The organism is Nocardia sp. MDA0666, from assembly GCF_003023875.1.
In the GTDB taxonomy this organism is placed as follows: domain Bacteria; phylum Actinomycetota; class Actinomycetes; order Mycobacteriales; family Mycobacteriaceae; genus Nocardia; species Nocardia aobensis.
Genome location: NZ_PYHT01000001.1, coordinates 318,724 through 340,660 on the forward strand (window position 1 = coordinate 318,724; position 21,937 = coordinate 340,660).

Below are 21,937 nucleotides of genomic sequence, written 5' to 3' on the forward strand. Positions count from 1 at the left end.
TCGTGAACGGAATACTGACCGATCGAGTCGCCGTCGTCACCGGCGCGAGCCGCGGCATCGGCAAGGGCATCGCGCTGGAGCTGGGCGCGGCCGGCGCCACGGTGTACGTGACCGGGCGCTCCGAACGCCCCGGGCAGCTGCCGGGCACCGTGGCCGCGACCGCCGGCGAGGTCGACGAGCTCGGCGGGCGCGGGGTGCCGTTCGTCTGCGACCACCGCGACGACGAGGCGGTCGCGCGGCTGTTCGAGACCGTGCGCGCCGATCACGGCCGGTTGGATGTGCTGGTCAACAATGTCTACAACTCCCCCGCCTCCGCGCGCTGGCTCGGCAAACCGTTCTGGGAGGTGCCGCCGAAGGCGTGGGACGAGGGCTTCGACATCGGCGTGCGCTCCCATTACGCTGCCGCCCATTTCGCGGCGCCGCTGCTCATCGAATCGGGCGGGCTGATCGTCGACATCTCCTCGCCGGGCGCCGAACATTTCACGCACAACGTCGTCTACGGCGTGGGCAAGGCCGCCGTCGACCGGTTGACCGCGGATATGGCGCACGATCTGGCCGGCACCGAGGTCACGGTGGTGTCGCTGTGGCCGGGAATCGTGAATACCGAACTGCTGCAGCTGGTTCCGGCCGATGCGCAGGGACGACGGCTGATCACACTGCCCGGTGAGGGCACCTTCGATCTGAACGAGGCCGAGACTCCGCATTTCGCCGGGCGCGCGGTGGTCGCGCTCGCGGCGGATCCGGGCCGGCGTTCACGCACGGGCCGAGCGTGGCGGGTGGCCGATCTGGCCGAAGCCTACGGGTTCACCGATATCGACGGTCGCGTGCCGCGCACGTGAGGGCCGCCGTTGTCCTAGCCTGAGGCGGCGGCCGCATCGCGCGGCGCCGGCGGTGAAGGAGGGTGGATGGACGCGATCGCGAATTTCGACGCGTTGGTAGCGGCGGCGAACGCTCCGATCTATGTGGTGACAGTGGCGACCGAGTCCGAGCGCGCCGGGTGTGTAGTCGGCTTCGCGTCCCAGGTCGGCATCGAACCACGCCGATTCCTGGTGTGCGTTTCCGAGCTCAACCACACCTACCGGGTGGTGGCCGACGCCACCCATGTCGCAGTTCATCTCATCGATTCCGGGTCGCGGGCCCTGGCCCAGCTCTTCGGCGCGGAAACCGGCGATGATATCGACAAGTTCACGTGGTGCCGGTGGCATCACGGACCCGATGGAGTAGTGGTGCTCGACGAGGCAGCGGCATGGTTTTCCGGCCGGATCCTCGAGCGCCACGATTTCGGCGACCACGTGGGTCTGCTGCTGGAACCACTCGGCGGCCCGAAGCCGCCGCAGGGCACCACCGGACTGCGCTACAGCGACCTCGCCGATCTCACCCCCGGCCACCCCGCCTGAGACGGTCCGCTAACCGCCCGAGGCCGCCTGGCCGCTCAGGGCGATATCGAGGAAGCTCCGCACCGACCTGCCCGGCGCGGGCCGGGTTCGCCAGGCCAGCCGCAGGGCCGAGGGCGGGGCATCGGGGACGTCGAGGTAGGCCACGCCGGGATGCGGCGCTCGGGTGCGCGCCAATTCGGGAACGGCCCCGATGCCCCGATCGGCGGCGATCAGTTCGATCCATTCGTCGAAATTCGTGCAGGTGACGATCTCGCGCCCGGGTTCGCCGGCGGGCCAACTGGTTTCGTCGGTGGTGCCGGAGACGGTGTTGACCACCAGCGGATGGGCGGCCAGATCCTGCCATCGCAGCGCCGACACCTTCGCCAGCGGCGAGCGGGTGGAGACCGCCGCCACCCGCCGCTCGGTGCCGATGATCCGCCCGGTCATGGCGGATGGAAGCCGAATCTCCTTGCGATACAGGGCGATATCGATACGCCCCGCCGCGACGGCGGCCACCGGATCGTCGATGCGGTGGATACCGACCCGCCCGCCGCGCGCCTCGAAACGGGTGCGGACCTCGGTGAACCAGTCGTCGGGCAGCAGCCAGGAGAAACCCACCGACACCAGGGCCCGCAGCCGCAGATCGGGGGTCACGGCGTCGACGTCGGCGACGATCCGGGTCGCGGCCGCGAGCAGATACTCCCCCTCCGCGGTGAGGGCGAAGCGCCGCGCGCTGCGCTCGACCAGCCGGCAGTCCAGAATCCGTTCGGCCTGCTGCACCGTGCGGGTCAGCGACGGCTGCGTGGTGTGCAGCCGGGCGGCGGCGCGGGTGTAGTTGGCTTCCTCGCACAGCACCAGGAACGCGCGCAGATGCCGCAATTCCAATTCCATACGCTCAGCGTATACATCGTGCACAGGAAGTATTTCACCGGCGCGCGACGGATCCGTAGCGTGGATCGACGTGACCATCGCACTTCCTCGCCAGGCATCCCTCGCGCCCGCCCTGCGCGCCTCGGCCGGCTTGGCCGCCGCCATGGGCATCGGGCGCTTCGTCTATACGCCGCTGCTTCCGGTGATGATCGATGCCGGACGCTTCGGCGCACATACCGGCGCGATCGTGGCCGCCGCGAACTACGCCGGCTACCTGCTGGGCGCGGTCGTCCTGGCACGCTTTCCGGAATACAACGGCGGCAAGGCTTTCCGGATCTCGGCTGCCGCGCTGGTGACGAGTGAAGCGGCCATGGCTGTTCCGGCCCCCGCGATACTGCCGATCATCCTGCGGACGGTGGCCGGCGTCGCGAGCGCGGTACTGTTCATCGGCTGCGCGCAGATCGCCGCGCGGCACGAAAACCGAAGGCGCGCAGCCGGTATCGCCTTCGCCGGAGTGGGCACAGGAATCGCGGCAACCGGTGCGCTGGTGCTGATCGCGCAATCGGTGCTGTCATGGCAGGCGCTGTGGCTCGCCGCGGCGGCACTGACCGCACTCCTGCTGTGGCCCGCGCTGCGGTTGGAGGTCGTCGCCGGCAGCCGTACCGGTGCGGCCACGGTGCGATCGACACGCTCTTGGCGGCTGCTGCAGACGACCTATTTCCTGGAGGGTCTGGGTTATATCGTCCTGGGCACGTTCCTGGTCGCCGCGGTCGGCGCCACCGGACATCGGACGGCCGGCACCGCGATCTGGATCGTGGTGGGCGTGGCGGCTGCCCCGGCGACGGTGGTGTGGGGTCTGATCGCCCGGCGGGCGACTCCGGTGATCGCGCTGGTGGCCGCACTCGTGCTGCAGTGTCTGTCCGCGCTGTTGCCGACGCTGTCGGCGGGTGTCTGGCCGGCGGTGGTGTCGGCCGCGCTGTTCGGCGCGACCTTCATGGGGATCACCCTGCTCGCCCTCGAGATCGGCGACGATCTGGCCGGGCCGGGTGCGGCAGCGACCTTGACCGCCGGATACGGACTCGGCCAGATGCTCGGTCCCCTGGTGGTGGCGCCGGTGCTCGGCGACAGCTACGGCGCGGCGTTCACGATCGCGACGCTGATTCTGGCCGTGGCAGCCATGACAGCGATCGCGATCGGATCGGGCCGGCGCCGCGACCCTGCGGCCGCAACGCCCACACCGATCAGGCGAACTTGATCTCGAAGCCGATGCCGAGAATGGCGATGAACCAGATCAGGCCCACGAAGATGGTGATGCGGTCGAGGTTCTTCTCGACGACCGTGGATCCGGACAGGCTCGACTGCACACCGCCACCGAACAGGCTGGACAAGCCTCCACCCTTCGCGCGGTGCAGCAACACCAGCAACACCAGCAACACGCTGGTGATGACCAGGAGGATATCCAGGAACATTTGCATGCCGACAGTTTATGCGGATGCTCAGCCCACCACCGAACCGGCCGTCATCCCGCCGTCGACGACGAATTCCGCACCGGTGCAATAGCTGGATTCGGTGCTCGCCAGAAAAACCACCAGATCCGACACCTCGGCGGGCAGGCCGAGCCGCGCCCGCACATTCTCGCCGCGATCGACGGCGATCTCCTCGGTGACTCCGATCATCGGCGTGAGGATGCCGCCGGGATGCACCGAGTTGACCCGCACGCCCTCGGGCGCGAGTTCCAGCGCGGCCGACTTGGTCAGTCCCCGCACCCCGAATTTCGAGGCGGTATAGGCGTGCATACCGCCCACGCCCTGGATACCGGCCGCGGAGGAAATATTGATCACCGCGGCCGGCCGAGCGGCAACCAGGGCGTCGCGCGCGGCGCTCAATCCCAGGAAGGGGCCGGTCAGATTGATATCGATGACCCGCTGCCACTGCTTCTCGGTGTAGGTGCCCAGCGGGCCGCCGTCGAGCACGCCCGCATTGTTCACCAGCACGTTCAACAGGCCGAATCGTTCGACGGTGGCGGCGACGGCGGCCTGCCAGTCGGCGGACTCGGTGACGTCGAGGTGCACGTAGGCGGCCTGCTCACCCAGTTCCGCGGCGAGCGCCCGCCCCGCGTCGTCGGCGATGTCGCCGAGCATCACCCGCGCACCCTCGGCGACGAAGGCCCGCGCGTGCGAGGCGCCCATGCCGGAAGCGCCGCCGCTGATCAGGGCGACTCGGCCCGTCAAACGTCCACTCATGAATTCGTCTCTCTCTTCTCTCTCGTCGATCCGGGTCAGTGGGTGGGAATGGGTGGGCCGTCCAGACGCAGTACGCATCGGGTCCCGGTGTAGATGCTGGGCATGCATTCGTTGCAGTGGATGCAGGCCGAGCGGGTGTCGGCATCGGACCGGATGCGCTGCAACAGATCCGGCTCGCGCAGCAGGGCGCGGCCCATCGCCATGAATTCGAAGCCTTCGCGCCGCGCCCGCCGCATATCGTCGATATCGGTGATCCCGCCCAGCAGCACCAGCGGCATCGACAGCTCGCGGCGGAATTGGCGGGCCCGTTCGAGCAGATACGTGCCGTGATAGGGGTATTCGCGCAGGAACGCCTTGCCGACGAGCTTGAAGCCCAGCCGGGTCGGGCCGGGCAGCGTCTTGGCGAACGCCTGCCGTGGCGCATCGCCGTGGAACAGCAGCATGGGGTTGAGCAGCGAACTGCCGGCGGTCAGTTCGAGGGCGTCGAGTCCGCCGTCGGATTCCAGCCAGGACGCCACCTGGAGCGATTCGGCCAGCGAAAATCCGCCGCGCACACCGTCTTCCATATTCAGCTTGGCCAGAATCGCCAGGCGGCCACCGACGGCTTCGCGCACCGCGAGGGCGATCTCGCGGGCCATCCGGGCGCGATGCTCCAAGGGCCCGCCGTAGGCGTCCTTGCGGCGGTTCAGCAGCGGGCTGAGGAACGAGCTGACCAGATAGTTGTGACCGAAATGCAGTTCGACGGCATCGAATCCGGCTTCCTCGGCCAGCAATACCGCCCGCACGTGCGCGGCGACGAGATCCTGGATATCGGCCACCGACGGCGACTGCATCATCTTCATGCTCAGCGGCGACCACAGGCGCGTCGGCGCCAGCGCCGGTGCCCGGTTGGAGGCGGCATTGGCCACCGGTCCCGCGTGGCCGATCTGCGCGCTGACCTTGGCGCCTTCGGCATGGATGGCGTCGGTGAGCCGCCGCAGGCCCGGTAGCGCCTCGGGGCGCATCCAGATCTGGTGACGATCGGTGCGCCCGCCCGGCGCGACGGCACAGTAGGCGATGGTGCTCATCCCGACGCCGCCGGCCGCGATCTCCCGATGGAACTCGATCAGTTCGTCGGTGACCAATGCATCGGGTGTGCGGCCCTCGAAGGTGGCGGCCTTGATCACCCGGTTGCGCAGGGTGATCGGGCCCAGATCGACGGGATCGAAAATATCGTTCACTACTTACTCCTGTACGGCGGTGTGCGAAGCGGTGGAGGCGGCGGCTGACAGCGCGCCCGTAGCACGTGGCGGCGCGGTCAATCCGGCGATGACGAATTCGCGCAGCGTCGCCACCTCGGACGGCGCGATGTCGTAGTCCTCGGTGCTGCCGAAACGCATGATGATCAGGTCGAAGGCCAGCTGCCAGCGCCGGCGCGCCTCGCCGGAGGTCAGCTCTGGCAGCAGTTGCGACCACGACTCCATCCGGAACCACTGGTGTTGCCAGGACATCGGCCGCCGGCGCAGGATCAATCCGGCCAGCAGCCGCAGATGCAACCGGCCCATCGGGTCGGCGGCGAGGGCGACGAACGGCGCGAGCACCGCATCGACCACCGCCGGGACCGAGCTGGGTTCGGTGGCCGTGGCCGCCGCCAGCCCCTCGGCCCACAGCGGTCCGAGCCGATCCTCGATCAGGGCGGCGATCAGCGTCTCCTTGGAGCCGAAGTGGTAGTGCACTGCGGCCGGGTTGGCGCCCGCGGCCACGCAGATCGCCCGCACCGAGACGTCCTCGTAGCGCTCGGTCAGCAGTAACCGCTCCGCGGCCGCCAGCAGTTTGTCCCGGGTACCCGCCGCCACCTTCTCGCCCATGCGGTTAGTGAACCACGACACAGAACAGGTTTCAATCATTGATTGAATCAGTGAGACAAAGTGCTGCGTAACGGCGATTTTTCCGATAGTGGACATGTCAAGGAATACTGGGGCAGCCGCTCTCGTTCAGGTGATTGAACTTTTGATCAGACCTCAGGAGGCGGCCATGCAGTTCGGCATCTTCACCGTCGGCGACGTCACCGTCGATCCGACCACCGGAATCGCGCCCACCGAGGGCGAACGCATCGACGCGATGATGCGCCTGGCCCTGAAGGCCGAGGAAGTCGGGCTGGACGTGTTCGCCACCGGTGAGCACCACAATCCCCCGTTCGTGCCGTCCTCGCCGACCACCATGCTCGGCTGGGTCGCCGCGCGCACCGAGAAATTGCGGTTGTCGACCTCGACCACCCTCATCACCACCAACGACCCGGTGAAGATCGCCGAGGACTACGCGATGCTGCAGCATCTGTCCGGCGGCCGGGTCGATCTGATGATGGGCCGCGGCAACACCGGCCCGGTCTACCCGTGGTTCGGCAAGGACATCCGCAAGGGCGTCGAGCTCGCGATCGAGAACTACCACCTGCTGCGCCGGCTGTGGCGCGAACCGGTGGTCGACTGGCAGGGCCAGTTCCGCACACCGCTGCAGGGATTCACCGCCACTCCCGCACCGCTGGACGGCACGCCGCCGTTCGTGTGGCACGGCTCGATCCGGTCGCCGGAGATCGCCGAGCAGGCCGCCTACTACGGCGACGGCTTCTTCCACAACAACATCTTCTGGAACAAGGAACACACCCAGGAGATGGTGCAGCTGTACCGGCAGCGGTTCGAGCACTACGGTCACGGCTCGGCCGACCAGGCGATCGTCGGCCTGGGCGGGCAGGTCTTCATGGCCGAGACGGAGGCGGCGGCCAAGAAGTTCTTCCGGCCGTACTTCGACAACGCGCCAGTCTACGGGCACGGTCCGTCGCTGGAGGACTTCACCGAGATGACGCCCCTGACCGTCGGTACTCCCGAGCAGGTCATCGAGCGCACCCTCGGCTTCGCCGACTACGCAGGCGACTACCAGCGCCAGCTGTTCCTGATCGACCACGCCGGCCTGCCGATCGACGTCGCCCTGGAACAGATCGAGATCCTCGGCCGCGAGGTGGTGCCGGTGCTGCGCAAGGAATTCGAATTGCGCCGTCCCGCACACGTTCCCAGTGATCCGCCGACCCACGCGTCGCTGGTGGCCGCCGGTCCGGAGGCGCCGCACCACCTGGTCGAGCCGGCGCGCGAGCGGCTGCTGGCCACCGCCGAGCAGGCCTGAGTCATCCCGCAGTAATCATCCGACCGCCGTACTCATCCACCGCATCGAACGAGGGACGAAAACCCATGTCGCACACCGTTGTCGTACTCACCGCCGGGTTGTCGCAGCCGTCGAGCACCCGTCTGCTCGCCGATCAGCTCGCCGATGCGGTGGCCTCGGCCGTCGGCGCCCGCGGTGAGGCCGTCGACATCGAGGTCATCGAATTGCGCGATCTGGCAAGCGATCTCGCCGCCACGATGGTGTCCGGCGGTCTGCCGACCCCCGCGGTGGCGGCAGCGCGGGAGAAGGTCTCCGCGGCGGACGGTCTCATCGCCGTCACCCCGGTGTTCGCCGCGAGCTACTCCGGGTTGTTCAAGATGTTCATCGACGTGCTCGACACCGAAGCGCTCAACGCCATGCCGGTGCTCGTCGCCGCCACGGCCGGAACCGCGCGGCACGCGCTGGTGCTCGAGCATGCGATGCGGCCGCTGTTCACCTATCTGCGTGCCGTCGTCGTGCCGACCGGCGTGTTCGCCGCGACCGAGGATTTCGGTTCGGCCGGACTCGGCGAGCGGATCCACCGCGCCGCGGCCGAATTCGCCACCCTCGTGGTCGCGGTGCCGACCGGCGTGGACGGCTTCCTCCCGGAACCGACCCGGGCCCGGCAGTCGGGCAACCATGTCGGCGAGGTGACGCCGTTCGCGAAGCTGCTCGCAGGCCACACGGGGCATACCGAACATCCCCATCGCCCGGCCGAACAGCGGTAGGACACCCCCGGCCGACGATCGGTTCGCCCGCTGTAGCAGACCAGGGAACATGTCGGCAGATTCACCGCGACCGCCCGCGCACCGAATCCGGTGCGCGGGCGGTCGCAGGCGACATGATGGAAGGGTGACAACGGGCCCGGAAGAGCTTCTCGACGAATGGTTGCGTATTTCCCTGCGAGAGGTGCGGCCGGGACCGCGCCGCGCCGCCACCGATCCGATCGGCAGCGGTAGTCCGATCACCGTCGGGACATGTCTGGAGTTGTTCGATGCCCAGGTCACGAGCCGGCATCTGGATATCGCGGCGCGGCGGCTCGGCGCGGCGAAACGCGGGTACTACAGCATCGGCTCCAGCGGCCACGAGGGCAATGTGGTGCTGGCACAGGCATTGCGCAGCACCGATCCGGCGTTGCTGCACTACCGGTCGGGCGCGTTCTTCGTCCATCGCTGCCGCCAGGTCCCGGGGCTGGATCCGATTCGTGACGTGCTGCTGGGTGTCGTCGCGGCGGCCGCGGATCCGATCTCGGGCGGGCGGCACAAGGTGTTCGGCAGCGCGCCCGCGTCGGTGATACCGCAGACCTCCACCATCGCCTCCCATCTGCCTCGGGCGATGGGTCTGGCGTTCGCCCTCGATCGGGCGCGACGGCTGGGCCGGGAAACGCCGTGGCCGCGAGATGCGGTGGTGCTGTGCACATTCGGAGACGCCTCGGCCAACCACTCGACCGCGACCGGCGCGATCAACGCCGCGATCCACACGGCTCACCAAGGTATTCCGATGCCGCTGCTGTTCGTCTGCGAGGACAACGGGATCGGTATCAGCGTGCCCACTCCCCCGGACTGGATCGAAGCGGCCTTCGGATCGCGACCGGGTCTGCGGTATTTCGACGCCGACGGCTCCGATCTGCGGCAGGCCCTGTCGGTGGCCTCCGCCGCCGCGGAATCCGTGCGCGCGCGGCGGCGGCCCGCCCTGTTGCGGCTGCGCACGGTGCGACTGCTCGGCCATGCCGGATCCGATGTGGAATCGGCGTACAGGCGACCGGAGGACATCGAGGCCGACCGCCGCCGCGACCCGGTCGCCGCCACGGCCCGGCTGCTCGTCGAGATCGGTGCGGCGACCGTCGAGGAGGTTCTCGCCCACTACGACGCAATCGGCGCCCGCGTGGCGGCGACGGCGGCCCGGATGGCGGAGGAACCGCATCTGGACTCGGCCGAGGCGATCCGGGCGCCAGTGGTATTCGGAGGTGAACGACAGCCGCTCGCCATTCTCGGCCCGCGAGCCGACGATCGCACGCCACGCGTCGACTCCGCGCCGCAGCCGCAGGCCGAGAGCGCGCTTCGCACAAGCGCTTTCGATCAGACGGCCGCCGGATCCGCACCCACCGCCCGAGCGCGACCTCGCAACGCTCCCGGCGACTCCGGCTCCCGCGCTTCGACGCCGGTGGATTCCATTCACTCCTCGACCGACGGTGAGTCCGGTTCGACGGGGCGCGCGCAGGCGGCACCGGGACAGACGGCCGAGCGACCCGGGCCGATGACGCTCGCACAGTCGATCAACCACACCCTCGCCTCACTACTCGCCGATCAGCCCGATGTACTGGTCTTCGGCGAGGACGTCGGCCGCAAGGGTGGCGTCTACGGCGTGACCAAGGGGCTGCAGCGCGAGTTCGGGGCGCGTCGAGTGTTCGACACCCTGCTCGACGAGCAGAGCGTGCTCGGTACCGCGCTGGGCGCCGGACTCGCCGGATTCGTACCGATTCCGGAGATCCAATATCTGGCCTACGTGCACAATGCGCTGGACCAGATCCGAGGTGAGGCGGCGACCCTGTCGTTCTTCTCCGCGGGGCAGTACCACAATCCGATGGTGGTGCGGATCGCCTCGTTCGCCTATCAGCGCGGCTTCGGCGGGCATTTTCACAACGACAATTCCGTTGCGGCGCTGCGCGATATCCCCGGAGTGGTCGTCGCCGCGCCGGCCCGGGCCGACGACGCGGCCGCGATGCTGCGTCGGTGCGTCGAGCTCGCTCGTGGGGAGGGCCGAGTATGTCTCTACCTCGAACCGATCGCCCTGTACCACACCCGCGACCTGCACCGCCCCGGTGACGCGGGCTGGCTCGCCACCCCCGCCGACGATCCGGCATCGCTCGCCCGCGCCCGAATCCACAGCGACGGTGCCGATCTCACGATCGTCACCCTCGCCAACGGTGTGCCGATGAGCCTGCGCGTAGCACGACGCCTGGCGGACAACGGCATTCACGCACGCGTGCTCGACCTGCGCTGGCTCACGCCGCTTCCCGTCGACGATCTGCTGCACCATGCCCGCGCCACCGGCGCCGTGCTCGTCGCCGACGAGACCCGCCGCAGCGGCGGGGTATCGGAATCGGTGTGCACCGCACTGCTCGACGGCGGTTTCGACGGCCGTCTCGCGCGGGTCACCAGCGCCGACAGTTTCGTTCCGCTCGGACCGGCCGCCGAACTGGTGCTGCTGAGCGAAGCGGCGATCGAGGCCGCGGCGCATCGGCTGCTGGAATCGGGCCCGCGCTCCCAGGTCTGACGCATGCGGGCGGGTGCGCCGCAGACCGGCCGCACCCGCCCGGCAACCGAATGCTCAGCGCAGGGTGACCGTTGTCGGCAGCGCGGCGAAACCGCGATTGTTCGAGGAATGGAGGCGCCGCAGCCCGGCCGGGTCGACGTCGTAATCGGCGATGCGGGCGGTGATCTCCCCGAGCGCGGTCCGCAACTCGAGCAGGCCCAGATTCGAGCCGAGGCAGTGGTGGCGGCCGCTGCCGAAGACCAGCGCATCGGAGGTGTCGCGATCGAGATCGAAGACGTCGGGCCGGTCGAACACCTCGGGATCACGGTTCGCCGAACCGGTCAGCAACAGCATCCGCGCCCCCGCCGGAATCGTGACGCCGTGCAGTTCGACAGCTTCGGTGGTGGTGCGAAGCTGCGACTGGGTCGCCGGGTCGTAGCGCATGCCCTCGGCGATCCAGTCGTCGACGCGCGCCAGCGCCGCAGCCCGCTGGTCCGGATGCGCCCACCCGGCGTACCAGCAATTGCCCAGGGTGAGCATGCTCGTCTCGATTCCCGCGCCGATCAGCAGGATCAGCACGCCCACGATTTCCTCGGGGGTGAGCCGGTCGTCCCCGTCGGCGGCGTCGAGCAGACCGGACAGCAGGTCGTCGGTGCGGTGCTTGCTGCGTTCGATGGTCAGCTCGGTGTAGTAGCCGACCAGGGCGCCGATCGCCTGCATCGCCTCCGGCCGCAGATCGGTCGACTCCTCCTCGGTGTACATGATCTCCATGCCGAGTTTGCGCACCAGGTCGCGGTCCGCGCGCGGCACGCCGACCAGTTCGGAAATGACCTCGGTGGGGTACGGGCCGGCGAAGTCGGCCATCAGGTCGAAACTGCCGCGTTCGAGCAACGGCTCCAGGAGGTCGGTGGCGATCTCACGCAGTCGCGGCGCCAGCGCCTGCACCCGGCGCGCGGTGAACGCGCGCGTGACCAAACCGCGCAGGCGCGTATGTTTCGGCGGATCCATCGCCACGAAGGAGAAGAACTGCTCGGCCTGCGGTCCCCAGAAGGCCGGTTCCATCCGCAGCCCGTTGGCGCTCGAGAAGCGATCCGAATCACGCAGTGCGGCAAGGACATCGGCATAGCGCGACAGCGCCCAGAAGTCGTCGTCGCCGTTGCGGAACACCGGCGCCTGTTCCCGAAGTTGTGCGTAGACCGGATACGGATCGTCGTGAATTCCGAAATCGTACGGACTGAATTGCACTGACATCTTCGACCTCCCCAGCCGCACGGCGGGGGCCGCGCCGGTTCGCCATCCGAGCTGACAGGATGACAGTAGTCGATAATGGTTCGTCGCCGTCGACGGAAGGAAGAGGTGTCATGGAACCAGTGACCGGATCACACCGCCCGCATGCGGATCCGGTGGCGCCGCCCGGTATCGATGTCACCACCCCGCATCCGGCCCGGCGCTACGACTACTGGCTCGGTGGCAAGGACAACTTCGAGGCCGACCGAGCCTCCGCCGAAGCGGTGGCCGAGGCTTTCCCCAGCGTGCAGATCTCCGCGCTGGAGAATCGAGCATTCCTGCACCGAGTGGTCGGTTATCTGTCGGCCGAGGTCGGCATCCGGCAATTCCTGGATCTCGGCGCCGGCCTGCCGACCGCCGGCAATGTGCACGAGATCGCGCAGGCCGCCGCGCCCGAATCCCGCACCGTCTACGTCGACAACGATCCGATCGTCGCCCTGCACGCCCGCAGCCTGCTCGCCGGCGCACCCGAGGGCGCGACCGCGTATCTGGAGGCCGACGCGCGCGAACCCGAAAAGATCCTCACCCACCCGGACCTGCTGGCCACGCTGGATCTGTCGCAACCGGTGGCGCTGATGATGCTCGCGGTGGTGCACTTCTTCACCGACGAGGACCGCCCCTACGACATGGTGCGGCAATGGATCGACGCGCTCGCGCCCGGCAGCTATCTGGTGATGTCGCATGCCACCAGCGATCACCTGTCCGAGGAGGACCTCGCCGACAGCGAACAGGCCAACAAGCGCAGCGGTATCCCGTTCCGGCTGCGCTCGACCGCCGAGTTCAGCCGATTCTTCACCGGGCTCGAACTCGTCGAACCCGGGATCGGATCGATCATCAACTGGCCCACCGAGTCCCATCGGGCCCATCCGCGGCCGGAGGCGGTATCGATGCTCGGCGCGGTGGCACGCAAACCCTGATCCGGTTCCTTCACCACGTCGGCCCCGGTTCCGCGGAGTGCGGAACCGGGGCCGAATCGTCATGTGCTGCAGGCGGTTACCCGCCGGCCGCGATCAGGGCAGCGGACCGCCCGCGGCGATCGCCGACAGGGTCGCGAACTCGTCGCCCTTCAGCGAGGCACCACCGACGAGCGCGCCGTCGATATCGGCGGCCGCGATGAGCTCGCCGACGTTCTTGGCGTTCACCGATCCGCCGTAGAGGATGCGCACACCCGCCGCGACCTCCTGGCCCGCCAGCTCGGCCAGTTCGGCGCGCAGCGCACCGCACACCTCCTGCGCGTCCGCCGGGGTGGCGACGCGACCGGTGCCGATCGCCCAGACCGGCTCGTAGGCGATGACGACCTTCGCGATCTGCTCCGGCGTCAGCCCCTTGAGCGAACCCCGCAGCTGCTCGAGGTTGTACTGCACGTGGGTCTGCGCCTCGCGCACACCCAGCCCCTCGCCGATGCAGACGATCGGAGTCATGTCGTACTGCAGCACCTTCTTGGCCTTCGCCAGCACCGTGGCGTCGTCCTCGTTGTGGTACTGCCGCCGCTCCGAGTGGCCGACCACGACGTAGCTGCACGACAGCTTCGCCAGCATGGCCGCACTGATCTCACCGGTGTAGGCGCCGGATTCGTGCACCGACACGTCCTGGGCACCGAAGGTGATCCGCAACCGGTCGCCCTCGATGAGGGTCTGGATGCTGCGAATGTCGGTGAACGGCGGGATGACCGTGACGTCGACCTTGTCGAAGTACTTGTCCGGCAGGGCGAACGCGATTTTCTGCACCAGGGCGATGGCCTCGAGGTGGTTGAGGTTCATCTTCCAGTTGCCGGCGATCAACGGTTTGCGTGCCATGATCAGCCCTCCCCGTTCTCGAGCACGCTGATACCCGGAAGCTGTTTGCCCTCCAGGTATTCCAGCGAGGCGCCGCCGCCGGTGGAGATGTGGGAGAACCCGTCCTCCGGCAGGCCGAGCGTACGCACGGCCGCGGCCGAATCGCCGCCGCCGACCACCGTGAACGCACCCTTACCGGTCGCGCTCACCAGCGCCTCGGCCACCGCACGCGTCCCCGCGGCGAAGGCCTCGAACTCGAACACACCCATCGGCCCGTTCCAGAACACCGTCCGAGCCTCGGTCAGCAGCGCGGCGAACCGCTTGGCCGACTCGGGCCCGATGTCCAGGCCCATCCAGCCCTCGGGAATCTCGTTGACGCCCACCGTCTTCGACTCCGCGTCCGCGGCGAACTTGTCCGCGGCCACGATGTCCACCGGCAGGTGGATGACGTCGGCGAAACGCTCCAGCAGCTCCTTGCAGGTATCGATCATCTCCTCCTGCAGCAGCGAGGAGCCGACCGAAAGACCTTGGGCGGCAAGGAAGGTGAAGCACATACCGCCACCGATGACGAGGGTGTCGACCTTGGGGGCCAGCGCCTCGATCACGGCGAGCTTGTCCGACACCTTGGAACCGCCGAGCACGACCGCGTACGGGCGCTCGGTGTCGGTGGTGAGCTTGCGCAGGACGTCGACCTCCGCGGCGACCAGCGTGCCCGCGTAGTGCGGCAGCAGTTCGGCCACGTCGTAGACCGAGGCCTGCTTGCGGTGCACCACCCCGAAGCCGTCGGAGACGAACGCACCGTCGTCGCCGACCAGCTCAACCAGCGCCCGGGCCAGCTTCTGGCGCTGGGCGTCGTCCTTGCTGGTCTCGCGCGGATCGAAGCGGATGTTCTCCAGCAGCAGCACATCACCGTCGGTGAGGCCCTCGGAGCGCGCGAGCGCGTCCTGGCCCACCACATCACCGGCGAGCTGGACGTTGCGGCCCAGCTCCTCGCTCAGCTTCGCGGCCACCGGGGCCAGCGAGAGCTTCGGATCGGGTTCGCCCTTGGGGCGGCCCAGGTGGGCGGTGACGACGACCTTGGCTCCGGCCTCGGCCAGCGTCTTGATCGTGGGCACCGAGGCGATGATCCGGCCCGGATCGGTGATCACGCCGTTGTCGAGGGGAACGTTGAGGTCGGAGCGCACGAGCACGCCCCGCCCCTCCACGCCCTCGGCAAGGAGATCCTGAAGGGTCTTGACTGCCATGGGTTTACAGCGACTTGCCGACGAGGCCGATCAGGTCGGCGAGGCGGTTGGAGTATCCCCACTCGTTGTCGTACCACGACACGACCTTGACCTGGTCGTCGATGACCTTGGTCAGCGGCGCGTCGTAGATCGAGGAGTGCGGGTCGGTCACGATGTCGCTGGAGACGATCGGGTCGACGTTGTACTTCAGGATGCCCTTCAGCGGACCCTCGGCGGCGGCCTTGTAGGCGGCGTTGATCTCGTCGACGGTCGCCGACTTGCGCAGCGTCGCGGTCAGGTCGGTGACCGAACCGGTCGGCACCGGCACGCGCAGCGCGTAGCCGTCCAGCTTGCCCTGCAGCTCCGGGAGCACCAGGCCGATGGCCTTGGCGGCGCCGGTACCGGTGGGCACGATGTTCAGGGCGGCGGCGCGGGCGCGACGCAGGTCGCTGTGCGGGCCGTCCTGCAGGTTCTGGTCCTGCGTGTAGGCGTGGATCGTGGTCATCAGGCCACGCTCGATGCCGAATTCGTCGTTGAGGACCTTGGCCAGCGGGCCGAGGCAGTTGGTGGTGCACGACGCGTTGGAGATGATGTTCTGGCTGCCGTCGTACTGGCTGTCGTTGACACCCATGACCACGGTCAGATCCTCACCCTTGGCGGGTGCGGAGATGATGACCTTCTTGGCGCCGGCGGCCAGGTGTCCCTTGGCCTTGGTGGCGTCGGTGAAGATGCCGGTCGACTCGACGACCACGTCGACACCCAGATCGCCCCACGGCAGCGCGGACGGGCCCTCCTTGATGGCCAGTGCCTTGATCCGCTGGTCGCCGACCACGATGGTGTCGTCGCCGTCGAGCGAGACGTCCTGCGGCAGCCGGCCGAGGATCGAGTCGTACTTCAGCAGCGTGGCCAGGGTCGCGTTGTCGGTGAGGTCGTTGACCGCGACGATCTCGATATCGGTGGTGCCGAGCGCTTTCTGCGCCTCCACCGCCCGGAAGAAGTTACGTCCGATACGACCGAAGCCGTTGATGCCTACCCGGACAGTCACGTTATCGCTCCTCAGCTTTCAAGCGGATTCATTCCGATGCCAGACCACCCTAATGCCCGGCCATAACATCACGGACACGCCCCTGCCGCGACCTCACCGACCCGACTCTGCGCCGGTGAGCGTATATTCGCGCCTTTCGCACCGAACCGTCGCGGCCACGGCCGCCGGCCCTGCCCACTCGCGGCGGGGATACCCATCTGCCAGGCTTTTCACCGGTCCCGGATCACCTGTTTCGGTGCCGGCGGGTTCGGTAGCGAAAGCCTATCGCACCGCGTTCGCTCGCGACGGCGTCACGATCGCAGGTTGTGGACAACCACGAACCTGTGGACAAACCATCGCTCGTGCGGCACAAGGTGTTTCGCGGCGAGGGTCCCGGGCCGGCATCCGCGGCCCGGGACCGTCGCCGCTCACGCGTCTTCGAGAAGTTCGGCCGTGACCGCCGACTCGGTATCGGGAATGCCCAAGTCCTTGGCGCGGCGGTCAGCCATGGACAACAGCCGGCGAATACGCCCGGCGACGGCGTCCTTGGTCATCGGCGGGTCGGCCAGCTGCCCGAGTTCCTCCAGGGAGGCCTGGCGGTGCTGCACGCGCAGCCGTCCGGCGGCGGCCAGATGGTCGGGCACGTCCTCGCCGAGGATCTCGAGGGCACGCTCCACACGAGCCGCGGCGGCGACCGCGGCCCGGGCCGAGCGGCGCAGGTTGGCGTCGTCGAAGTTGGCGAGGCGGTTCGCCGTCGCACGGACCTCCCGCCGCATCCGGCGCTCCTCCCAGGTCAGGCGCGTGTCCTGGGCGCCCATCCGGGTCAGTAGGGCACCGATGGCCTCCCCGTCGCGCACCACGACCCGATCGGTGCCGCGCACCTCGCGGGCCTTGGCCGAAATACCCATCCGGCGGGCCGCGCCGACCAGGGCCAGTGCCGCCTCGGGCCCGGGGCAGCTCACCTCGAGCGCCGAGGAACGCCCGGGCTCGGTCAGCGAACCGTGGGCCAGGAAGGCGCCGCGCCAGGCCGCCTCCGAATCGCCGATGCTGCCGCCGACGACCTGGGCGGGCAGACCACGCACCGGACGGCCGCGCACATCGAGCAATCCGGTCTGGCGGGCCAGCGCCTCGCCCTCCTTGGACACGCGCACGACATATCGGGAGGTCTTGCGCAGACCACCCGCGCCCAGCACGTGCACATCCGATCCGTAGCCGTAGAGCTCGAAGATCTCGCGCCGTAGTCGCCGCGCGATCGAGCCCATATCGACCTCGGCCTCGACGATCACCCGACCGCCGACGATGTGCAGGCCACCGGCGAACCGGAGTAGGGCCGACAGTTCCGCCTTGCGTGCACTCACCTGCGAGACGGACAGACGGCTCAACTCGTCTTTCACCTCGGCTGTCATCGCCACGAGACCCGCTCCTTTCCACCCAACACGGACCGCACCTGCTGGACCGGATGCCGTCCTTCGACTCGAAGCCCTGCCAATTCCGGCCGAGGTTGGCGGATCACCTGATCCAGTGCGGCGGCCAACTTTCCAGGGTGGTGCCGGTCCGTCCCCGCCTCGGCGACATCAGCGAAGGTTACTCGTGCACCCAGCTGTTCGGCAGCTCTTGCCACATGTTCGCGCTCCCTACCCTCGGGTACGGAGCCGGAGTCCACCAGCACATCATCGACAGCGAAATCCGGTGCGTGCTGGGACAATACATGCAGATGCCGTTCGGCGGAGAATCCCGCGGTCTCTCCGGGCTCCGCCGCCAGGTTCAGGACCAGCACTTTTGCCGCGCGGGTATGCATCAGCGCCGCCCGCAGATCCGGCACGAGCATGTGCGGAATGACGCTGGTGAACCAGGATCCGGGGCCCAGGACCACCACATCGGCGTGCTCGATCGCCGAGGTGGCCTCCGGGCTGGCCGGCGGGTCGGACGGGATCAGCCGGACCCGGCGCACCTTGCCCGGCGTGGTGGCCACCGCGACCTGACCGCGGATACACCTGCTCACCCGCGGGTCGGCCTCCAGCCCGGAGACGTCGGCCTCGATGGTCAGCGCGGTCGGCGACATCGGCAGCACGCGCCCGGTGCAGCGCAGGATCGCGGCCATCTCGTCGAGCGCCGCGACCGGGTCGCCGAGCACCTCGGCCAGCCCGGCCAGTACGAGGTTGCCGACCGAATGCCCGGCCAGCGCTCCGGTGCCGCCGAAGCGATGCTGCGCCGTGCGCGCCCAAGTCCCGTCGGGGTCCTCGGCCAGGGCGGCCAGCGCCATCCGCAGGTCGCCCGGCGGCAGCATGCCCAGTTCGGAACGCAGGCGTCCGGACGATCCGCCGTCGTCGGCGACGGTGACGACCGCGGTGATGCGCTCGGTGATCCGGCGCGCGGCGGTCAGCGTGGCGTAGAGGCCGTGTCCGCCGCCCAGGGCGACCAGCGTGGGGTCGGCCGAATCGCCGGATTTTTCGGGTTTTTCGGAGGGGGTGGTGTCGTCACGATGGTCCGCGTCGGTCATTCGCGCCCCAGATCCCGGTGGACCACGCGGACGACATCGGTCGAGGCACTGTCGGGCCGGCCCAGCAGTTCACCCAGCTCCTCGGCGATCGCCACGCTGCGGTGCTTACCACCGGTACACCCCACTGCCACGGTCATATATCGCTTACCCTCCTGGCGGTAGCCGCTGGTGGTCAGGTCGACCAGATGGCGGCAGGTATTCACATAGTCGTCGGCGCCGGGCCGTGACAATACGTACTCGCTGACCACGGCGTCCTGCCCGGTATGTTCCCGCAATTCCGGAATCCAATGCGGATTCGGCAGAAATCGCACATCGAACACCATGTCCGCATCCAGCGGAACGCCGTATTTGAATCCGAACGATTGGATCGTCACCTGCAGGGCCGCGGGCGCGCCGCCGCCGTAGGCCTCCTCCAATTTGCGGTGCAACTGGTGGACCGACAGCGCGGTGGTGTCGATCACCAGATCGGCGGCGGTCTTGACCTTCGACAGGGCCCGGCGTTCCGCGGCGATCCCGGCCGAGAGGGTGCCGTCGGCGCTCTCGCTCTGTAGCGGGTGGCGGCGGCGGGCGAAGCCGAAGCGCCGGATCAGCACATCGTCGGAGGCCTCGAGAAACAGCAGGCGGGTGCCGACCCCGTTGGCTCGCAGCTGGTCGGTCACCCCGGACAGATCGCCGGTGAAGAAGCGGCTGCGCACATCCATGACCAGCGCCAGTTTCGTGATCGGCGGATCGGCGGCGGCACCGAGCTCGATGAGCCGGCCGATCAGTTCCGGCGGCAGATTGTCCGCGACGTACCACCCGAGATCCTCGAGGACTCGGGCCGCGGTACCGCGCCCGGCACCGGACAGGCCGGTGACGATGACCACCTCGACCGGATGCGCCTCGGGCCGCGGCCGAATGCCGGTACTCGCGTTGGGGTTCGATTCGACGCTCGTCATGTCCTATCGGGTTCCGTCCGTGGCTGCCATTCGATCATCCTGCCCGCCCCCACCGGCCGCGGCCGTGCGCGCAGCGCCGGCGAAACCGAGCCGTGACCGAGACGTCATTCGGAGTTGAGTGCCGCGAGCACGGCCTTGGCCGTCGCCACCCCGATACCGGGCACCTCCGTGATTTCCTCCACCGTAGCCTGCTTGAGTTTGGCCACCGAACCGAAGTGCGTCACCAGTGCGGTACGCCGCGCCTCACCCAGCCCCCGCACCGAATCCAGGGCCGAGGCGGTCATCCGGCGCGAACGCTTACTGCGATGGAAGGTGATGGCGAACCGGTGCGCCTCGTCGCGCACGCGCTGCAGCAGGAACAGCGATTCGCTGGTGCGCGGCATGATCACGGGGTCGGACTCGCCCGGCACCCACACCTCCTCCAGGCGCTTGGCCAGCCCGATCACGGCGACGTCGGTGATGCCGAGTTCGTCGAGCACCTCGGCCGCGGCCGCCACCTGCGGGGCGCCGCCGTCGACGACGTACAGGTTCGGCGGATAGGAGAATTTGCGCGGACGTCCGGTGGCCGGATCGATCCCGGGCGGCAGATCCGCGGGCTCCGCCTCGGCGGTGGCGATCGCCGCGGCGCCGGCCCGGGGCTGCGAAGCATCGGTTCCGCCCTCGTAGTGCGCCGTACCGGCGTCGGCCTTCGCCGCCGCACTCATCTCGTCCAGTTCCTTGCGCAACCGATAGAACCGGCGCCGGGTGACCTCGGCGATGCTGGCCACGTCGTCGGAGCGGCCCTCGCCCGCGGCCTCCTTGATGGTGTAGTGGCGGTATTCCGATTTACGCGGCAGCCCGTCCTCGAACACCACCAGCGAGGCGACGACATCGGTGCCCTGCACGTGGCTGATGTCTACACATTCGATGCGCAGCGGCGCGCTGTCGAGATCGAGCGCGTCCTGAATGCCTTGCAGCGCGGCCGATCTCGCGGTCAGATCGCCGGCGCGCTTGAGTTTGTGCTGGGCCAGCGCCTCTTGCGCATTGCGCTGCACGGTCTCCATCAGCGCCTTCTTGTCGCCGCGTTGCGGCACCCGCAGCGCCACGGCCGAACCGCGCAGCCCGGACAGCCAGCCCTGCACCTGCTCCGGATCGCCGGGCAGTTCCGGCACCAGGACCTCGCGCGGGACCGCGGTGGCGGGGGTTTCGGTATCGGTGTGCTCGGCAAAGGCGGCCTGTTCGCCGTAGAACTGAGTGACGAACTGTTCTACCAAGGCGGCCAGCTCGCTCGGCCCCTGGGCGCCCTCGTCGATCGACGCGGCGCCCGCGGCGTCTTCGGTTCCGGCCCAGTTCAGGTCCACCGCGTCGCCCGATTTATCGACGACCCAGCCGCGCTGGCCGCGCACCCGCCCATCGCGCACATGGAAGATCTGCACCGCGACCTCGAGTTCGTCGGAGGCGAAGGCGATCACATCCGCGTCGGTGCCCGTACCGAGCACGACCGCCTGCTTCTCCAGCGCGCGCTTGAGAGCGGCGACATCGTCGCGCAGCCGGGCGGCGGTCTCGAAGTCCAGATCCGCTGCGGCGGACTGCATTCGGCGTTCCAGCTCCCGCACCATGCGATCGGTGCGGCCGGACAGGAAGTCGCAGAAGTCCTCGGCGATGCGGCGGTGTTCATCGGCGTCGACCCGGCCGATGCAGGGCGCCGAACATTTGTCGATGTAACCGAGCAGGCACGGACGCCCGATCTGCCTGTGGCGCTTGAACACTCCGGCCGAACACGTCCGCACCGGGAACACCCGCAACAGCAGATCCACCGTCTCGCGAATGGCCCAGGCGTGGGCGTACGGCCCGAAATACCGCACGCCCTTCTTGCGAGCACCCCGATAGACGAACACCCGCGGATATTCCTCGTTCATACTCACCGCGAGCATGGGGTAGGTCTTGTCGTCGCGGTAGCGCACGTTGAAGCGCGGATCGAATTCCTTGATCCAGTTGTACTCCAGCTGCAGCGCCTCGACCTCGGTGGAAACCACCGTCCACTCGACGCTCGCGGCGGTGGTCACCATCTGCCGGGTGCGCGGATGCAGCGAGGACACATCGGCGAAGTAGGAATTCAGGCGGCTGCGCAGACTCTTGGCCTTGCCGACATAGATCACCTGCCCGTAGGAATCCCGGAATTTGTAGACGCCGGGTTCGACGGGAATGGTGCCCGGTGCGGGGCGATAGGTCGCGGGATCTGCCACGTCACCAGGTTAACGACCGGCACCGACAGCGGTTGACGCGCGGACCGCCC

Annotated in this window: 20 protein-coding genes; 7 read left to right on the forward strand and 13 right to left on the reverse strand. The window is 68.6% G+C overall.

The features are described 5' to 3' along the window. Nucleotides 1–2: 2 nt before the first annotated feature. A complete protein-coding gene (locus tag C8258_RS01540) occupies nt 3–839 on the forward strand; it encodes an SDR family NAD(P)-dependent oxidoreductase (protein ID WP_106953530.1) in 837 nt (278 codons plus the stop codon). Between the two features lie 66 nt (nt 840–905). Further along, nucleotides 906–1,397 carry a flavin reductase family protein gene (locus C8258_RS01545; protein WP_106953531.1) on the forward strand — a complete coding sequence of 164 codons (492 nt, stop codon included), beginning with the start codon at nt 906–908 and terminating at the stop codon, nt 1,395–1,397. A gap of 9 nt (nt 1,398–1,406) precedes the next feature. Here the strand turns inward: C8258_RS01545 and C8258_RS01550 are convergent, their stop codons facing one another. After that, a complete protein-coding gene (locus tag C8258_RS01550) occupies nt 1,407–2,267 on the reverse strand; it encodes a LysR family transcriptional regulator (RefSeq protein WP_106953532.1) in 861 nt (286 codons plus the stop codon). Between the two features lie 70 nt (nt 2,268–2,337). Between C8258_RS01550 and C8258_RS01555 the strand changes: the two genes are divergently transcribed. After that, nucleotides 2,338–3,501, forward strand: a complete 1,164-nt coding sequence (locus C8258_RS01555) for a YbfB/YjiJ family MFS transporter (RefSeq protein WP_233224811.1) — start codon at nt 2,338–2,340, stop codon at nt 3,499–3,501. On the opposite strand, the gene secG is transcribed toward C8258_RS01555, so the two are convergent. From secG to C8258_RS01575, 4 genes are read right to left on the reverse strand one after another with little or no spacing between them, the layout of a single operon-like run. Beyond that, entirely contained in the window at nt 3,488–3,721 is a 234-nt protein-coding gene (gene secG, locus C8258_RS01560; RefSeq protein WP_030518417.1) for a preprotein translocase subunit SecG, read from the reverse strand. The genes C8258_RS01555 and secG overlap by 14 nt on opposite strands. Before the next feature lie 21 nt (nt 3,722–3,742). Further along, entirely contained in the window at nt 3,743–4,489 is a 747-nt protein-coding gene (locus tag C8258_RS01565) for an SDR family oxidoreductase (RefSeq protein ID WP_036502553.1), read from the reverse strand. A 35-nt stretch (nt 4,490–4,524) separates the two neighbouring features. Continuing rightward, nucleotides 4,525–5,709: an NADH:flavin oxidoreductase gene (locus tag C8258_RS01570; protein WP_106953533.1), complete on the reverse strand. Its 1,185-nt coding sequence runs from the start codon at nt 5,707–5,709 to the stop codon at nt 4,525–4,527. Between the two features lie 3 nt (nt 5,710–5,712). Then, nucleotides 5,713–6,336: a TetR/AcrR family transcriptional regulator gene (locus tag C8258_RS01575; RefSeq protein ID WP_106953534.1), complete on the reverse strand. Its 624-nt coding sequence runs from the start codon at nt 6,334–6,336 to the stop codon at nt 5,713–5,715. A gap of 166 nt (nt 6,337–6,502) precedes the next feature. On the opposite strand from C8258_RS01575, the gene C8258_RS01580 reads away from it, so the two are divergent. From C8258_RS01580 to C8258_RS01590, 3 genes are all read left to right on the forward strand, one after another. Continuing rightward, nucleotides 6,503–7,642, forward strand: a complete 1,140-nt coding sequence (locus C8258_RS01580) for an LLM class flavin-dependent oxidoreductase (protein WP_106953535.1) — start codon at nt 6,503–6,505, stop codon at nt 7,640–7,642. Between the two features lie 65 nt (nt 7,643–7,707). Further along, nucleotides 7,708–8,388, forward strand: coding sequence for an FMN reductase (locus C8258_RS01585; protein ID WP_106953536.1), 681 nt, complete (start codon nt 7,708–7,710; stop codon nt 8,386–8,388). A gap of 124 nt (nt 8,389–8,512) precedes the next feature. Next, nucleotides 8,513–10,936, forward strand: coding sequence for a thiamine pyrophosphate-dependent enzyme (locus tag C8258_RS01590; protein WP_369974688.1), 2,424 nt, complete (start codon nt 8,513–8,515; stop codon nt 10,934–10,936). 54 nt (nt 10,937–10,990) lie between these two features. Here the strand turns inward: C8258_RS01590 and C8258_RS01595 are convergent, their stop codons facing one another. Beyond that, nucleotides 10,991–12,166 (reverse strand): cytochrome P450, encoded by a 1,176-nt coding sequence (locus tag C8258_RS01595; RefSeq protein ID WP_106953538.1) that lies wholly within the window; start codon nt 12,164–12,166, stop codon nt 10,991–10,993. Nucleotides 12,167–12,276: 110 nt separating this feature from the next. Between C8258_RS01595 and C8258_RS01600 the strand changes: the two genes are divergently transcribed. After that, complete coding sequence (locus C8258_RS01600) at nt 12,277–13,119, forward strand: SAM-dependent methyltransferase (protein WP_106953539.1); 843 nt, start codon at nt 12,277–12,279, stop codon at nt 13,117–13,119. A gap of 93 nt (nt 13,120–13,212) precedes the next feature. Here C8258_RS01600 and tpiA read toward each other — a convergent pair whose 3' ends face one another. The 7 genes from tpiA to uvrC form a co-directional block, all read right to left on the reverse strand. Then, nucleotides 13,213–13,998 carry a triose-phosphate isomerase gene (tpiA, locus tag C8258_RS01605; protein ID WP_030514034.1) on the reverse strand — a complete coding sequence of 262 codons (786 nt, stop codon included), beginning with the start codon at nt 13,996–13,998 and terminating at the stop codon, nt 13,213–13,215. A gap of 2 nt (nt 13,999–14,000) precedes the next feature. Continuing rightward, entirely contained in the window at nt 14,001–15,221 is a 1,221-nt protein-coding gene (pgk, locus tag C8258_RS01610) for a phosphoglycerate kinase (protein ID WP_106953540.1), read from the reverse strand. A 4-nt stretch (nt 15,222–15,225) separates the two neighbouring features. After that, nucleotides 15,226–16,245 carry a type I glyceraldehyde-3-phosphate dehydrogenase gene (gene gap, locus C8258_RS01615; protein WP_036502572.1) on the reverse strand — a complete coding sequence of 340 codons (1,020 nt, stop codon included), beginning with the start codon at nt 16,243–16,245 and terminating at the stop codon, nt 15,226–15,228. 407 nt (nt 16,246–16,652) lie between these two features. Next, nucleotides 16,653–17,636, reverse strand: coding sequence for a DNA-binding protein WhiA (gene whiA, locus C8258_RS01620; protein WP_036502574.1), 984 nt, complete (start codon nt 17,634–17,636; stop codon nt 16,653–16,655). After that, complete coding sequence (gene yvcK, locus C8258_RS01625) at nt 17,627–18,724, reverse strand: uridine diphosphate-N-acetylglucosamine-binding protein YvcK (protein ID WP_106953541.1); 1,098 nt, start codon at nt 18,722–18,724, stop codon at nt 17,627–17,629. The genes whiA and yvcK overlap by 10 nt, the downstream gene beginning before the upstream one ends. Further along, nucleotides 18,721–19,662 carry an RNase adapter RapZ gene (rapZ, locus tag C8258_RS01630; protein ID WP_051024700.1) on the reverse strand — a complete coding sequence of 314 codons (942 nt, stop codon included), beginning with the start codon at nt 19,660–19,662 and terminating at the stop codon, nt 18,721–18,723. The genes yvcK and rapZ overlap by 4 nt, the downstream gene beginning before the upstream one ends. A 104-nt stretch (nt 19,663–19,766) precedes the next feature. Beyond that, a complete protein-coding gene (gene uvrC, locus C8258_RS01635; RefSeq protein ID WP_106953542.1) occupies nt 19,767–21,887 on the reverse strand; it encodes an excinuclease ABC subunit UvrC in 2,121 nt (706 codons plus the stop codon). Nucleotides 21,888–21,937 lie beyond the last annotated feature (50 nt).